This window comes from Streptomyces sp. NBC_01451, from assembly GCF_036227485.1.
Lineage (GTDB): Bacteria > Actinomycetota > Actinomycetes > Streptomycetales > Streptomycetaceae > Streptomyces.
Map to the genome: position 1 here is coordinate 2,083,223 of NZ_CP109479.1, position 16,786 is coordinate 2,100,008.

General features: G+C 70.6%; 7 protein-coding genes. 3 read left to right on the forward strand and 4 right to left on the reverse strand.

Translation table 11 applies throughout. The features are described 5' to 3' along the window. The first annotated feature begins 245 nt into the window (after positions 1-245). Positions 246-4,067, forward strand: coding sequence for a GH92 family glycosyl hydrolase (locus OG595_RS08855; RefSeq protein ID WP_443072984.1), 3,822 nt, complete (start codon positions 246-248; stop codon positions 4,065-4,067). A gap of 117 nt (positions 4,068-4,184) precedes the next feature. Here the strand turns inward: OG595_RS08855 and OG595_RS08860 are convergent, their stop codons facing one another. The 4 genes from OG595_RS08860 to OG595_RS08875 all read right to left on the reverse strand — a co-directional run bounded on the left by OG595_RS08860 (position 4,185) and on the right by OG595_RS08875 (position 11,635). Beyond that, the gene (locus OG595_RS08860; protein ID WP_329269726.1) at positions 4,185-7,469 is read right to left on the reverse strand and encodes a GH92 family glycosyl hydrolase; all 3,285 of its coding nucleotides are present in this window, start codon (positions 7,467-7,469) and stop codon (positions 4,185-4,187) included. 383 nt (positions 7,470-7,852) lie between these two features. Further along, positions 7,853-8,953, reverse strand: coding sequence for a lytic polysaccharide monooxygenase auxiliary activity family 9 protein (locus OG595_RS08865; RefSeq protein ID WP_329269728.1), 1,101 nt, complete (start codon positions 8,951-8,953; stop codon positions 7,853-7,855). A 454-nt stretch (positions 8,954-9,407) separates the two neighbouring features. After that, entirely contained in the window at positions 9,408-10,913 is a 1,506-nt protein-coding gene (locus OG595_RS08870; protein ID WP_329269730.1) for a sensor histidine kinase, read from the reverse strand. Next, positions 10,910-11,635 (reverse strand): response regulator transcription factor, encoded by a 726-nt coding sequence (locus tag OG595_RS08875; RefSeq protein ID WP_329269732.1) that lies wholly within the window; start codon positions 11,633-11,635, stop codon positions 10,910-10,912. The genes OG595_RS08870 and OG595_RS08875 overlap by 4 nt, the downstream gene beginning before the upstream one ends. Positions 11,636-11,869: 234 nt before the next feature. Between OG595_RS08875 and OG595_RS08880 the strand changes: the two genes are divergently transcribed. Then, positions 11,870-15,532, forward strand: coding sequence for a S8 family serine peptidase (locus tag OG595_RS08880; protein ID WP_329269733.1), 3,663 nt, complete (start codon positions 11,870-11,872; stop codon positions 15,530-15,532). A 58-nt stretch (positions 15,533-15,590) separates the two neighbouring features. Then, the gene (locus OG595_RS08885) at positions 15,591-16,592 is read left to right on the forward strand and encodes a helix-turn-helix transcriptional regulator (protein ID WP_329269735.1); all 1,002 of its coding nucleotides are present in this window, start codon (positions 15,591-15,593) and stop codon (positions 16,590-16,592) included. The last annotated feature ends 194 nt before the right edge of the window (positions 16,593-16,786 follow it).

The following is a 16,786-nucleotide window of genomic DNA, read 5'->3' on the forward strand; positions in this document are numbered from 1 at the left end:
CGACAGGTATAGTCCACTTCCCGTCAAAGGGGCAAGATCGAAAGCAGGGTTGGTCGCGGGTCTTTTCCGAGTTGAGACCTCGCGGAAATATGTGGACGGCGCGCGTCCCTTCGCGCGAAAAATTCGCGATATTGGGCCCGAATGCCACACCCAACGCCCTTGACACCACTGACCACTTGACTCCCTACTGGTTCCTGCGCAGCCAAGGTGACAACGTTGTCCAGCGGCAGGGAGGGTGCTCTCGCATGCGGCAGGGAGTTCGATGCAGGGCTCGGTACGGATGGCGGTTCGGATCAATTCCGGCCATCGCGGCAGTGTTCGCACTGGTGATCGGCGGACAAGGTGCGGCGACCGCCATGCCGGTCACCGCACCGGCCGCGGACCGGGAGTTCGCCTCCTCGTTCGAGGCGGGTGAGCCGGCGCCGGACTGGCTGAACACCGTCGACACCGGGCCGGACGGCACGAAGCGGGCCTCGGGTGTCGACGGCGGCTACAGCAGCGGCATTCCGGGCAATGTGACCGACCATGTGACGGACGTACGGGCGAGCGGCGAGAACACCGGCGGGGGCGAGGTGAAGGAGAACCTCGTCGACGGTGTGCCGGGGACCAAATGGCTGACGTTCGCTTCGACCGGCTGGGCCGAGTTCGACCTGGACGAGCCGGTCCGGGTGCTCACCTACGCTCTGACCTCGGCCAACGACCACGCCGAGCGCGACCCTGCCGACTGGACGCTCCAGGGCTCGGCGGACGGGACGACGGGCTGGAGGACCCTCGACAGCCGCACGGGCGAGACGTTCGCCGAACGGTTCCGGACCAGGTCGTACGACCTGTCCTCGCCTGCCGAGTACCGGCACTTCCGGCTCGACATCGGGCGGAACAACGGGGGCGCCATCACGCAGCTCGCCGATGTCCAGTTCTCGACGGGCAGCGCCGACACGCCCGTGCCCCGGGACATGCTGTCGCTGGTCGACCGCGGCCCGAGCGGCTCACCGACCGCGAAGGCGCGCGCCGGTTTCACGGGCAAACGGGCGCTGCGGTACGCCGGGACACACCGGGCGGCCGGACGGGCGTACTCGGCCAACAAGGTGTTCGACGTGAATGTGGCCGTCGACCGGGACACCGAGCTGTCGTACCGGATCTTCCCCTCGATGGCGGACGGCGATCTCGACTACGACGCCACGAACGTGTCGGTGGACCTGGTCTTCACGGACGGCACCCTTCTGAGTGAACTTCGGGCGGTCGACCAGCACGGGTTCGCGCTGACGCCGCAGGGGCAGGGCGCGGCCAAGGGGCTGTACGTCAACCAGTGGAACCATGTCGCCTCGCGGATCGGGGCGGTGGCGCAGGGCAGGACCGTCGACCGCGTGCTGGTGGCGTACGACTCGCCGGCCGGTCCCGCGAGGTTCCGGGGCTGGATCGACGACGTGACGCTCCGGTCCGTCGCCCCCGAGCCGCCTCGGGAACACCTGTCCGACTACGCGGTGACGACGCGGGGCACCAACTCCAGCGGCGGCTTCTCCCGGGGCAACGACTTCCCGGCGACGGCCGTGCCGCACGGCTTCAACTTCTGGACGCCGGTGACCAACGCGGGGTCGCTGAGCTGGCTGTACGACTACGCGCGGGCCAACAACGCCGACAACCTGCCGACGATCCAGGCGTTCAGCGCGAGCCATGAGCCGAGCCCCTGGATGGGCGACCGGCAGACCTTCCAGGTGATGCCGTCGGCCGCCGCCGGCACCCCGGACACCGGCCGCACGGCACGGGCGCTGGCCTTCCGGCACGAGAACGAGACCGCGCGGCCCTACTACTACGGGGTGCGGTTCGAGAACGGCGTCAGGGCCGAGATGACCCCGACCGACCACGCGGCGGTCCTGCGCTTCACCTACCCCGGCGCCGACGCGAGCGTCCTGTTCGACAACGTCACCGACCAGGCCGGTCTGACCCTCGACCAGGACAACGGCACCTTCACCGGCTACTCGGACGTGAAGTCGGGACTGTCGACGGGGGCGACCCGGCTGTTCGTGTACGGGGAGTTCGACGACGACGCGGTGGTCACGGAGGGGTCGTCGAGCGGGGTCAAGGGCTATCTCCGGTTCAGGGCGCCGACCGGGGTGGTGACACTGCGGCTGGCCACCTCGCTCATCAGTGTCGAGCAGGCCAGGGCCAATCTGCGTCAGGAGATTCCGGAGGGTACGTCCTTCGAGGCGGTGCGGGCCGCCGCGCAGCGGCAGTGGGACGGGCTGCTCGGGAAGGTCGAGGTGGAGGGGGCGACGCCGGACCAGCTGACGACGCTGTACTCCAGCCTGTACCGGCTGTATCTGTACCCCAACTCCGGCTTCGAGAAGGTCGGTTCGAAGTACCAGTACGCGTCGCCGTTCTCCCCGATGCCGGGTCCCGACACCCCGACGCATACCGGGGCGAGGATCGTGGACGGCAAGGTGTACGTCAACAACGGCTTCTGGGACACGTATCGGACGACGTGGCCGGCCTACTCGCTCCTGACGCCCCGTCAGGCGGGCGAGATGGTCGACGGGTTCGTGCAGCAGTACAAGGACGGCGGCTGGACCTCGCGCTGGTCCTCCCCCGGGTACGCCGACCTGATGACGGGCACCTCGTCGGACGTGGCGTTCGCCGACGCCTATGTGAAGGGCGTCGGTTTCGACGCGAGGTCGGCGTACGACGCGGCCGTGAAGAACGCGACCGTCGTGCCCCCGACGTCGGGGGTGGGCCGCAAGGGCATGGCGACCTCGCCCTTCCTCGGCTACACGAGCACCGAGACCCGTGAGGGCCTGTCCTGGGCGCTGGAGGGCTACCTCAACGACTACGGCATCGCCCGGATGGGCCAGGAGCTGTACCGGGAGACGGGGCAGCAACGGTACAGGGAGGAGTCCGAGTACTTCCTCAACCGGGCCCAGGACTATGTCCAGTTGTTCGACGTCAGGGCCGGCTTCTTCCAGGGCCGGAACGCGCGGGGCGACTGGCGGGTGGAGTCGTCGGCGTACGATCCGCGGGTCTGGGGCCACGACTACACGGAGACGAACGGCTGGGGTTACGCCTTCACCGCCCCGCAGGACAGCCGGGGCCTGGCCAACCTGTACGGCGGCCGGGCGGGTCTCGCGGACAAGCTCGACGAGTACTTCGAGACCCCGGAGACGGCCTCACCGGAGTTCGTGGGCTCGTACAAGGGGGTCATCCACGAGATGACGGAGGCCCGGGACGTCCGGATGGGCATGTACGGCCACTCCAACCAGGTGGCCCACCACGTGAACTACATGTACGACGCGGCGGGCCGGCCCTGGAAGACGCAGAAGAACGTCCGCGAGGTCCTGTCCCGTCTCTACACGGGCAGCGAGATCGGCCAGGGCTACCACGGCGACGAGGACAACGGCGAGCAGTCGGCCTGGTACCTGTTCTCGGCGCTCGGCTTCTATCCGCTGGTCATGGGCAGCGGCGAATACGCCATCGGCTCCCCGCTGTTCACCAGGGCGACCGTCCATCTGGAGAACGGGCGGGACCTGGTGGTCAAGGCCCCGGACAACAGCGCGCGGAACGTGTACGTCCAGGGCCTGAGGGTCAACGGCCTTCCCTGGACGTCCACTTCACTCCCCCACTCGCTCGTCTCCCGGGGCGGAACCCTGGAGTTCGACATGGGCCCCGAGCCCTCGGTCTGGGGCGCGGCCAAGGGCGCGGCCCCGGTGTCGATCACCCAGGACGACGAGGTGCCGACGCCACGGGCGGACGTGGTGACCGGCGGGGGAGCCCTGTTCGACAACACGTCGGCGACCGACGCGACGGTGACGTCCGTGAACCTGCCGGTCGCCGGTGACACGGAGGCCGTTCAGTACACGCTGACGTCCTCGGACCGCACCGGGGCCCCGACGGGCTGGAAGCTCCAGGGCTCCCCCGACGGCACGAACTGGCGGACGCTGGACCGGCGTTCCGGCGAATCGTTCAGGTGGGACCGGCAGACCCGGGCGTTCTCCGTGGCGTCCGTGGGCTCGTACGCGCGGTACCGGCTGGTCCTCGACGACGAGTCGACGCTGGCGGAGGTGGAGCTGCTGGGCTGACCGGTGGTGGAGGTGCGGTGGAGCGGGCTCCGGGGGAATCGCACGGCTCCGGGCCCGCTTCGTCGTTCAGGGCTCGGGGAGGCGGGACAGCGACCGGCGGGTCCACCAGGGCGACGGTCAGGCGGTCCCGAGAGTGAAGATGTGCAGGTCGGTGTCGGCCGGGAGGCGGACGCTCGCGATGCGCCGGCCCGCCGGTGCCTGGAAGGGGCTGGTGGCGAAGACGTATGTCGGGACCGGGTCCCGGCCCGCTCCCGAGACGTTCCGGTACGCGGTCCTGGCGACGACCTCGTTGCCGTACCGGACGGTTCCCGTGCCGCCGCCGAGGGTCCAGTCGGTGAGGGCCAGGTCGACCGTGTCGGTGGTGCCGTCGGTGTAGGTGACGGTCGCCCGGGTCCGCCGGTCGCCGAAGACCGCGCTGCCGATGAACGACAACTGGGCTGCCGGCGCCTGGAGTCGGATGGACTGGCTGGTCGCGGACGCGTTGTCCGGCCGGCCCGGCGGTGAGCTCGGCCAGGTGAAGGTCGGGCCCGACGCCAGCCGGCCCCGCGTGCCCGGGGGCAGGCCGGCCGCTGTCAGGGCCTGGCGCGAGTAGCTCCGGCCGCCGCCGTCGTAGTCGGCCTCGGTGTGGTCGCCGGTGTCGTCGGAGATGCCCGTGTTGTTGTACGCGGCGAGGAGGGAGCCGGGGGCTGCCACGGTGAGGGCGATCGGCTGCTCGTACGCCGTTTCCGTCGACGTGACCTTGATCCTCGCCTCGTGGAAGCCCTGCTCGGCGGCGGGCTGTGCGGTGAGTGTGATCCGCCGGGTGCCGTCGACCACCGTTCCGGAGGCGGGAGTTGCCGTTACGCCGACCGGGGTCTCCACCTCGAAGCGCACCTCCGGGCCCGGGGTGGCGGCACCCGTCAGGGACAGTGCCCGGATGTCCACCTCCGCGCTGCCGCCCGGTGCGAGCGTCGCCGTGGTGGGGCCGACGCCGATCTGGTACGGCTGCTCGCCCGCGCGGAAGGACGGCGGGGCGTCGGACGGAGCGGTGCCCCAGGTGGGGTCCGGGGTGGCGGCGAGGGTGTAGTCCAGGGTGCCGCCGCGCCGGACGAAGGACGCCGGGAGCCAGGGGCGGTCGCTCGTGCGGCCGTTGACGGCGAGGGACCGGACGTACGGGGCGTCCGCCGCCGCTCCCTGTGCGCGGATCGAGATGTCGTTGTACGGGCGGTTGATCTCGATCCTCGGGAACAGGGGCGAGGCCAGGACCAGTTCGGCCCGGGACGGCACCTGCGGGTACATGCCGAGCGCGGCGAAGACGTACCAGGAGGACATCGCGCCCAGGTCGTCGTTGCCGGGGATGCCGTCCGGGCGCGTCGACCAGAGCCTGGTCATCGCCGCGCGAACCGTCTCCTGGGTTCTGTGCGGTGCGCCCGCGTAGGCGTACAGGTAGGGGACGTTGACCGAGGGCTCGTTGTCCAGCTCGGACTTCTCGCCGCCGCTGCCGGTGAGCGCCCAGGTGCCATCGGCGTGGTGGAAGAAGGCGTCCAGGCGGTCGACGGCCGTGGCGGTGCCGCCCATCGCCGCGAACAGGCCCGCCGGGTTGTGCGGGACCATCCAGGTGTACTGGGCCGCCGTACCCTCGACGAAGCCGTTGCCGGTGGCCGGGGTGAAGCCGGGAACCCAACTGCCGTCCGCCTTGCGGTCGGTGATGTAGCCGCCGCTGCGATGGGCCGCGATGTTGAAGGTGTTCTGCCACCACTGGGCACGCTTCATGAGGCTGTCCGCCGTCCTGGTCCGCCCCGCCGCGCGGGCCAGTTCGGCGAGGGCGAAGTCCGCTCCCGACATCTCCAGCGTCTCCGCGGCGCCACCCCACGCGTTGGACACCGACGGCATGTAGTGGCGTGCCAAGTACTTGTCCAGGGAGGGGCGTTGGCCGACCGAGAGGACCGGCCTGCCCACCGGGGACAGGTCCTGACGCGTCGGTGCCGTCGCCGCACGGAGCAGGGAGTCCAGCGCGCCGCGCAGGTCGAAGCGGCTGCCGCCGAAGGCGCGGATGCCGGCGAGGGAGGCGGGTGAGGGGTCGCCGTTCATGACGTGGGTGCCGCTCGCGCCGTGCAGCCAGCGGTCCCACAACCCGCCGTTCTGGCGGGCGAGTTCGTAGAGGGACTGGGCGATGTCCGAGCCAGCGCCGGGGTCGAGGAGGGTGAGCAGCTGGACCTGGGAGCGGTAGACGTCCCAGCCGGAGAAGGTGCCGTACTGGTGGTCGTGGCTCGCCCGGACCAGATGGACCCTGCCGTCGGCGCCCCGGTATCGGCGGTCGGCGTCGCTGATGACGTTCGGGTGGAGGAGGGAGTGGTAGAGGGCGGTGTAGAAGGTGGTGCGTTCGGCTTCCGTGCCACCGCCGACCTTGATGGCGGCGAGCCTGTCCCGCCAGGCGAGTCGGGCCGCGTGCCGGACCGACGTGAAGGAGCGGGCCGGCGGGTTCTCGGCGGCGAGGTTGGTCTCGGCGCCCGCCCGGCTGACGTACGAGACGCCGACCTTGACCCCCACCGGGCCCGTGCCGGGCTCGAACTCCACGTATCCGCCTGCCCCTTTGCCCGCCACGGGACGGCCGCTGTCGGCGGTGAAGCCGCCTGTTCCGCCGGCTGCCGAGGTGCTGCCCGGACTCAGCCGGTCGTCCTGCCAGGTGCCCGTCGTCTTGAAGGCGCGGTCGAAGCGGGCCGTGAAGTGCAGGGTGTAGTAGGCGCGTCGGCCTTCCGGGTCGAGGTGGCCGCAGAAGTTGCCGGAGGTGACCGAGCCGGAGACCGTGCGGGCGGCGGGGTCGATCGTGAGCGTCGAATCCGTCGAGCCCACCTCGGAGTTGGCGGTGCGGATCAGCATCGACGCCGGTCTGCCGGCCGGGTAGGTGAAGCGGGCGGAGCCCGTGCGGGCGGTCGCCGTGAGGTCGGCGGTGACCCCGGACGCCATGCCCACCCGGTAGTGGCCGGGCTCCGCCGTCTCGTCGGCGTGGCTGAAGTCGGCCGCGTACACCGCGTCCTTGGTGTCGCTCGCCGGGGAGGACGTGACCTGACCGGCGTACGGGAAGAACGGGATGTCGCCGCTGCCGCCCGCGCAGCCCGTGCCGGACATGTGGGTGAGGCTGAAGCCCCGGATGCGGGTGGCGTCGTAGTGGTAGCCGCCGGGGGCCGCGGTGCGGGTGGCGTCACCCCGGGTGTTCTCCGGGCTCCAGGAGAGCATGCCGAGCGGGACGACGGCGCCGGGGAAGACATCGCCGCCGCCTCTGGTGCCGATGAGCGGATCGACGTACGGAGTGGGGTCCTGGACCAGGGGATCCCCGGGTGCCGCCGTCGCCACGGGCGCCGGGGAGAGCGTGGCGAGTGCCAGGGCGGCGGCCGGCAACAGGGACGTACGGCGGACACGCATGACGCGGCCCCTCCTCCTTCGGACGGGTCGCGCACCACAGGTCGCACAAGCCGCGGGGACAGTGACGTCCGCCAGCGGTACCACGGGAGGCCGAGTGCCGGTGCGGGGACGCGCACGCCGGTCACGCGTGCGGGGTACCGCGGCCACCCCGGTGGGGCAGGCAACCGGTTTGACGGTGCCGTCCGTTGGGGCGATGGAGTGATCATCGAACCGCTGGACAACGTTGTCTCCCGTCGGTCACCTCCCGGACGCACTCCACCCGGGCCTCATCCCCCGTGCCGGCCCGGCTCGCGGACCCGGTGGGTATCGACCACCGGGTCCGCCCTGAGCGGTCTCGCACCCGCTGGAACACGAGCTGATCCCGAATGTGCGGCCCCGCGCGTCTAACCGACCCGGCAGGGCAGGGTAGTTGCCGTATCACCCCCGGTACCGCGGACGACGTACCCGAACGTCGTGGTCCTGCCGGGATCGAGCGAGCCGTTCCAGTTGGCGTTGTGGACCATCACCGCCTGGCCGTTGTAGGTCGCGTTGCCGTTCCAGAGGCTGTCCACCGTCTGGCCCGCCGGGAGTGTCCAGTCGACCATCCAGCCGAGCATCGGCACGGTCCCGGAGTTGGTGACGGTCACCTCGGACTGGTAGCCGCCGTTCCAGCTGCCCGTCGTACGGCGGCTGGCGGTGCACGCGCCGGGCGGGGGCTCGGTGGGCGGGTTGCCGGGGTCCTTGATGCCCGTCACCTCACCGTTTCCGCCGTCGAAGACGACGTCGGAGCAGGAGTAGAAGGTCTCCGCGCTGTCGGAACGCTGCCACACCATGTAGATGAGGTGACGCCCGGACTTGTTCGCCGGAAGCGTGCCGTTCCAGGAGTAGTTGGCCTCGACGTTGCCCGGGGTGCCGTTGAGCGGCGGGTGGTCGACGCTCAGGAACGGCTGGGACTCGATCGCGTCCCAGGTGAGCGTCTTGGTCGGGTCGAAGCCGTCCTTGGTGATGTAGACGTAGAACCAACCCGGGTGTGCCGCCCACGCGTTGTACGAGAAGTCGACGTTGGCGCCCGAGGTGAGGTGGGTCAACGGCCAGTCGGCGCTGGGGGTGTTGAACCCGGTGAAGTTGGTGTTGCCGCCGCTGCACAGCTGGCCGTCGGGGACGAAGCCCCGGGTGCGGCCGGCGCCGTCCGAGCGCAGCACCGAGAACCAGTTGTAGAACGGGGTGGTTCCGCTGACCTGTTGTGCCGTCTTGCAGGCCGGGTTGATCGCCTTGATCTCGCCGGTGTCCGTGAGGGCGTCCTGCCAGCACAGGAAGGTACGGCTGCCGGGTTTCATCGGGGTGCCGTGGGCCTCCGCGTCGCCGCCCGCCGTGACGACCAGGCCGAGTGCCGGGATCGCGGTGAGCAGGGCCAGGAGGACGAGGAAGAGGGCTCTGCCCCGGGTGGGCAGCGGTAATCGGCGTGAGGTCCGGGGGGAGGATGGGGACATTGATGTCAGGGCCATGTCATGTGCTCCTTCAGTCGTACGCGATGCGCCGTACGTCGTGCGGACGTACGGAACGTCCGGGTGAAGGGGCGCGCCCGGCTGAGGGCGCGCGTGATGCGCGATGCGCGCGGGGTGACGCGTGGGGGGTGGTGAGGTGGGAGCGGCTCCCGCTTACGGGTTCCGGTCCGCTCGGTGTGGGAGCGCTCCCACCTCACCCTCCCTTGAAGCTAGCGCCGCGCGGTGCCGTTGTAAACGCCTGACGCACATGGACCGCACCCGGAAGGATGCGGCCCTCGCGAATCCTGAAGCCGAAGGCGGGAGTTCAGGGAGGAGTTCAGGGACAGGGGTTGAGCGCGGGGGTCGAGAGCGGGAGTTGAGCGCGGGGGCCGGGGTGCCGCTTCGCCGCCGGTCGTCCACCGGGCTCGCGGAGGTCGCACCCGTCCCCGGTGGAGCCTCCGCGGTGCGAACCCGGTCACCTCCGCAGGGGTGTCCGGAGTTCAGGGCGCGACGTCGCCACCGGCGCCACTCTCGCGGTGGGCAGTTCGATCGTGAACTCGGTGTGTCCCGGGGTGCTTTCGACGTCGATGGTGCCTCCGTGGGCGGCCACGATGGCCGACACGATGGCGAGGCCGAGGCCCGAGCCGCCGTCCTGGGGGCCGCTGCGGGCGCGGGAGACGTCCGCTCGGGTGAAGCGTTCGAAGACGGACGGGAGCAGGTGCGGCGGGATGCCCGGGCCGTCGTCGCGTACCCGGATGACGCACCGCTCGTCCACGACCTCCGCCGAGGCCACCACCGTCGTGCCGGCCGGTGTGTGGACCCGTGCGTTGGCCAGCAGGTTGGCCACCACCTGGTGCAGCCGGGCCTCGTCGCCGACGACCAGCGCCGGGGAGTCGAGGAGCAGCGCCAGCTGCCAGTGGTGGTCCTCCCCCGCGGCCCGCGCGTCCCACACCGACTCGGCGACCACCGCCGCGAGATCCACCTCGTCCGACTGCAACGGCCGCCCCTCGTCGAGACGGGCGAGCAGCAGCAGGTCCTCCACCAGCCCCGTCATCCGCGCCGACTCCGCCGACACGCGCCGCCAGGCCAGCGTCGGCTCGATCCGCTGCGTACCCCGGTTCATGAGTTCCGCGTATCCGGCGATCGACGCGAGCGGGGTGCGGAGTTCATGGCTGGCGTCGGACAGGAAGCGCCGCATGCGTTCCTCGCCGGCCTGGCGTTCGGCGAGGGACGACTCGACGTGGTCGATCATCCGGTTGAGGGCGGCGCCGACCTGGCCGGCCTCGCTCTGCGGGTCGGTGTCGCGTTCCGGGACGCGGGTGAGGCCGACGACCACGCCCCGGCCCAGCGGTGCGCGCGAGACCTCGACCGCGGTGGCGGCGACCCGGCCCAGGGGCCGCAGTTGGCGCCGTATGACGACAGCGCAGACACAGCCCGCGACCGTCAGTCCGACCACGGCGACCGCGGCCTCGACGACGACCAGGCCGCGGATCATGGTCTGGACGTCGTCCATCGGCAGCCCGGTCAGCACGCGGACCCCGTTGTCGGCGGTGCCGCCGATCGCCGTGATCCGGTAGGTGCCGAGGCCCGGCACGGTACGGGTGTGCATCGAGCCGTCGGCCTTGATGCCGACGAGTGCCGCCCGCTGGGCGGGGGTCAGGTCCTGGGGCGCCGCGTCCTGGGTGACGACCTGGGCGGTGAGCAGGGTGCCGTCGGCGGCGAGCCGGGCGGCCAGGGTGCCGGCGGGCTGGCCGCTCTCGTTGAGGAAGCCGAGGTTGGACTCCAGTTCGGGGTGGAGCGCGGCGCCGCCCTGGCTGCGCGCGACGGCGTTGGCCACGCGGTCGTCGAGGCTGCCCAGGAGGTACTTGTGCTGGGCGAAGATGGTGGTGACCGCCATGGCGGCGCACACGACGGCCAGGGTGACCCCGATGAAGAACAGCAGGCGGGTCCGCAGGGAGCGCCCGCGCAGACGTACGGTCATCTCCCGCTCTCCCCCGCCCGGATCGCGTACCCGAGTCCGCGCACGGTGTGGATCATCGGCGCCCGCCCCTTGTCGATCTTGCGGCGCAGGCTGGAGATGTACACCTCGACGAGGTTGTCGCCGCTGTCGAAGCAGCTGGACCACACCCGGTCGAGGATCTGCGCCTTGCTGAGCACCTGGCGCGGATGGCCCATCAGCAGGCTGAGCAGGTCGAACTCCTTGGCGGTGAGCTGGACGGGCGTACCGTCACGGTGCACCTCGCGGGACTCCTCGGTGATCACGAGGTCGCCGAGGACGCGTACGGAGTCGTCGGTGCGTGTCTGTTCGGCGCCGCACCGGCGCAGCAGTCCGCGCAGCCGCAGCACGACCTCCTCCAGGGAGAACGGCTTGGTGACGTAGTCGTCGGCGCCCGCCTCCAGTCCGTCGAGACGGTGTTCGAGGGCGTCGCGGGCGGTGAGCATGAGGACGGGCAGCCGCGGGCTCTCGTACCGCAGCCTGCGGAGCACCTGGAGGCCGTCGAGGTCGGGCAGCATGCCGTCGAGGACGACCGCGTGCGGGGCCGAGGAGCGGGCGATCCGCAGCGCGCTCTCGCCGTCGGCGGCGGGGTAGGGCCGCCAGCCCGCCTCGGTGACGGCCACGCACAACAGTTCCGTGAGCGCCGGTTCGTCGTCGACGATCAGCACACGGACGTGACCGCCGCGAACCCCAGAAGTGCCAGACATGTACGAATCGTGTCCCGGTTTCCTGGGGGAACCCTGTGTTCAAGCTGGGCGGCGGCCGTGGGACGCCTTCCCGGGGGCCTCGGACGCGGTCAACTGCCGTGACCGAAGGGGGCATTGGCACTCCCCGGCCACAGGAATCCCTTGAGTCCCTTTGCGCACTGCACGCACTCTGATCACTGGCTTCCGCTCCACGAGGGCGGAGGCGTTTCAGCGTTCAGGGGAGGACGTCCACACATGCGAAGACTCCACGCCCTTTGGGCCGTGGCAGGAGCGGCCGGGCTGCTCGCCGGGGCGGTCACGCCCGCGGCGGCAGGTCCCGTGTCCCCGACCATCGAACCGGGCAGCACGCAGACACCGCACACCGACACCCAGACCGTCACCCTCATCACCGGCGACACGGTCTCCGTCACCACCGGGCCCGACGGCAGATCCGCCGTCGAGGTCGAGCGCGGCAAGGGCCGTGAGACGGCCACCTTCCTCTCCAGCGAGAAGAACGGCGAGGTCAGCGTCCTGCCGGCGGACGCGATCCCGCTGGTCCGGGCGGGCCGCCTCGACCCGGCCCTGTTCAACGTCACCCAGCTGGTCAAGCAGGGTTACGCGGACTCGAAGACCGGCACCACGCCGGTGATCGCGACGTACAGGAGCGGCAGCGTGACCCCCGAGGGCGCGCGCCGGACGCTCAAGCTGCCGGCGATCGACGGGGCCGCGCTGAGCGCGAGGAAGTCGACCTCGTTCTGGGCCGACATCGCTCCCGCACTCGGCACCGAGCCCACCACGAAGGCCGCGAAGCAGCTCGGCGAGGGCATCGACAAGCTCTGGCTCGACGGCAAGGTGCAGGCGTCCCTCGACGTCAGCGTGCCGCAGATCGGCGCACCCGAGGTGTGGAGGTCGGGCTACGACGGCAAGGGCGTCAAGGTCGCCGTCCTGGACACCGGCGTGGACACCGGTCACCCGGATCTGGCCGGGAAGATCGCCGAGACACAGACCTTCGTGCCGGGCGAGACGGTGCAGGACGGTCACGGCCACGGCACCCATGTGGCGTCCACGATCGTCGGCTCCGGCGCGGCCTCGGACGGCAAACGCAAGGGCGTCGCCCCGGGCGCCGAGCTGTTCGTCGGCAAGGTGCTCGACAACACCGGCCACGGCCAGGACTCGTGGATCATCGCGGGCATGGACTGGGCGGCCCGCTCCGGGGCGAAGATCGTGTCGATGTCGCTGGGCGGTGACGCCACCGGGCCCTCCGACATCCTGAGCGAGACCGTCGACGAGCTGTCCGAGTCCACCGGCACCCTCTTCGTGATCGCTGCGGGCAACTCCGGTCCGGCCGAGCAGACCGTCGGCACCCCGGGCATCGCCGACTCGGCGCTGACGGTCGGCGCCGTCGACAAGTCCGACAGACTGGCCTACTTCTCCAGCCGGGGCCCGCGCGTCGGCGACTACGCGGTCAAGCCGGAGATCACCGCGCCGGGCGCGGGCATCACCGCGGCCCGCGCCGCCGGCACCACCATGGGTACGCCGGTCGACGACTACTACACGACGTCGAGCGGCACGTCGATGGCCACCCCGCATGTCGCGGGTGCCGCGGCGCTGGTCGCCCAGGCCCACCCCGACTGGACGGGCCGGCAGATCAAGCAGGCGCTGGCGACCACGGCGAAGACCATGCCGGACGCCGACGTCTTCCAGCAGGGCGACGGCCGCGTCGACGCCGTACGGGCGGTGAATCAGGGCGTCTTCGCGACCCCGGCACTGAGCTTCGGCAAGTACGAGGAGGCCGACACCGAGGTCGCCGCCAAGGACATCACGTACACCAACACCACGGACAAAGCGGTGGAGTTGAAGGTGTCCTCGTCACTGCGCGACGCCGCGCCGAACGCGGACACGGTCACCGTCCCGGCGAAGGGCACCGCCACCGTCGCGGTCACGGTCGACCCGGCCAAGGAGGCGACGGGCCGGTACACGGGCCACATCACCGCGAGCGCCGACGGTGTCCTCGTCACCACCGCCATCGGCTTCGAGAAGCTGCCGAAGACCTACGACCTGAAGGTGTCGCTGCTGGGCCGCGACGGCAAGCCGTCCACGGCCGCGTCGCTCTTCATGCTGCAGGAGCTGAACGGCGCGTACGCGGACACCTACGGGTTCCTCGGCAGCGGCTACACCTTCAAGGTGCCGGCCGGTACGTATTCCATGGCGTCCTGGATCTCCAAGCGGGACGCGGCCGGACTGGAGATCGACACCTCGATCGTCGGTGATCCCGAGATCGAGGTCGACAAGGACACCGAGGTCGTCCTCGACGCCCGCAAGGCGGTCGAGATCAAGCCGAAGACCAAGGAGGACTCCGAGTTCCGGGGCTTCAGCACCACCTGGCACCGGGAAGGTCCGGGCACTGGCCTGGGGGTGACCTACAGCCAGGGCTGGTGGACCGACCACGTCTATGTGGCGCCCACCGAGCAGGTCACCCAGGGCGTGTTCGAGTTCTCCTCGAAGTTCCGTCTGTACGCCAAGGAGCTGACGGCGAGCGTCACCGGCCCGGAGAAGTACGCGCTGCCCCTCGACTACGCGCAGACGTACAGCGGCCTCCCCGTGAAGGTCAGCGGTGATCACACGGTGCGGGCGGTGGACGCGGGCGCCGGAGCCGCGGCCGACTTCAAGGGACTCGACGTCAAGGGCAAGGTGGCGGTCGTCCACGTGGGCGCCGGCAAGAGGGCGGACGAGGCGCTGGCCAACGCGACGGCGGCCGGGGCCGGTTACGTCCTCGCCTACCAGGAGAAGCCCGGGTACTGGCTGGGCTCCGTGCAGAGCATGACCATCCCGCTGATGCTCGCCACCGGCGAGGACGGCGCGAAGCTCGGCGCCCTGCTGAAGAGCGGGAAGAAGGTCAAGCTGAAGCTGGCCGGCACGCCGGTCAGTCCGTACGTGTACAGCGTGATGTTCCCGCAGGTGGGGGGCGTCTCGGCCAACCAGACGTACAACCTGAACAGCTCCAACACGGTGAAGCAGACGGTTCGCTACCTCGGGGCCCGGGCCGGTGATGTCGGCAAGGACGCCGTGTACCGGTACCGCCCCTGGCAGTCGGCCGACATCGCGACCACCAACAACGTACAGCTCGGCACAGAGCGCACCGAGTACTACAACGTCTCCGACACCCGGATCTGGCACGCCGTCTATCCCAACTGGAAGGCGGCCCAGCCTCAGCGGGGTGTCGTGCGGACCTTCGACAAGGCGGGCAAGCAGCCCGCCGAGGACTGGCTGGGCCAGGTCGTCCGCCCGGCGACCGCCCAGCAGTACGGCCTCTCCCAGCGCACCGGTGACAAACTCACCTTCCGCATCCCGGAGTTGAGCGATGCGACACCGGGCCACTACGGATCCGTGGACAACGTCCTGGACACCGCGAAGGGCAAGCTGTACGCGGACGGGCAGTTGGTCGGCGACACCGCGCTCGGCGGCTACGGCACCTTCACCGTCCCGGCGGCGAAGTCCTCGTACCGCCTCGTGGTCGACACACAGCGCACGGCCGACTGGGCGGCGTACTCCACCGGAACCCACACCGAATGGTCCTTCGCCTCGGCGCACACGGACCAGCAGACGGCGCTCGGGCTGCTCTCGGTCGACTACGACGTGGCCGGACTCAGCCTCCTCAACAGCGCCGGGGCCGGACACACGTCGAAGCTCGGCCTCTCCCTCCGGAACCAGTCGGGCGGCGTCACCGCCGGTTCCCTGAAGGCCTGGGTCTCGTACGACGACGGCACCTCCTGGAAGGAAGTGAAGGTCAAGAACGGCAAGGCGGAGCTCAAGCACCCGAAGAAGAGCGCCGGGTTCGTGTCACTGCGCGTACGGGCCGCCGACCGGGACGGCAACACGATCGACCAGACGATCGCACGGGCGTTCGGCCTGAAGTAGACGACCTCGGTCAAACATTGCGAAAATCCTTAACAAAGATCGTCTAACGTGCCGGGCCATGGTGAACACGGCATACGACACGGCAAGGGAGACCCCTGCCGCGAGCCCCTGGGCCGCGGTGGGGGTCTCCGCGTTCGACGAGCTGTTGTATCAGGCCATCCTCAACCAGCCCGACGCCGGCGCGGCCGGCTGGGCGCTGCTGACCGGTGCCTCCCCGGCCCGGGTCCGCGAGGCCTGCAACCGGCTTCTCACGCTCGGTCTGCTGCAACCACCGGACTCCATGGGCGGATTACGGGCGGTCGACCCCCGGGTGGCGATCCGCGCGCTGATCCGGCGGCGCGAGACGGAGTCCGAACTGCTGTCCGCCACCGCCGAGGAGATGGCGACCGCGTACGAGGCGGGGCTGCTGCGTGAGGAGCCCTCCCGGCTGGTCGAGGTGGCGTCCGGCGAGGGCGCCATCGCGGCACGCCTGGAGGAGATGTACGCGCGCGCAGAACACGAGGTGTGCCTTTTCGACACACCGCCGTATCTCGCCCCGGCCGGTCCGCAGGCGGATCTCCAGGCCGATCTGCTCAACCGCGGGATCGTCTCCCGCGGGATCTACGCGGCGACCGGCCTGGAGGATCCGAAGGTCCTGTCCCGCGCCTTGAGGATGGTCGAACTCGGCGAGCAGGCCCGGGTACTGCCTTCCGTGCCCCTCAAGCTGCTGGTGGTCGACGGATGCCGGGCGCTGCTGCCGCTGACCGCCTCCGTGGCCGGCGGCTACTGCGCCGTCGTGATCTGGCACTCGGCGGTGACCGAGGCCCTGCAGAAGCTCTTCGAGATGGCCTGGCAGCAGGCGACTCCGCTGGGCCAGGCGGCGGACGACAGTGAACTCTCCGAGAGCGAGAGGACGTTGACCCGGCTGCTGGCGGCCGGGATGAAGGACGAGGCGGTGGCTCGCCATCTGGGGGTGAGTCTGCGGACCCTGCGGCGGCGGGTGAGCGAGCTGCAGGAGCGGCTGGGGGCGGCGAGCAGGTTCCAGCTGGGGATGCGGGCTTCTCAACGCGGCTGGGTGTAGCCGCCGCGGCTCCAACGGGTCGAAGGGCCGTGCTCCGGCCGGGAGCGGGGCCCTCGCTCCGTCGGCTGCCGTGGCCGAAGGGTGCATTGGCACTCCCCGGCCACAGGAATCCCTTGAGTCGCGTTCCGCGCAACGCCCACTCTGATCCAAGGCTTCCGCCCACAAGGCCGGAAGTCTTTCCAGAGTTCAGGGGA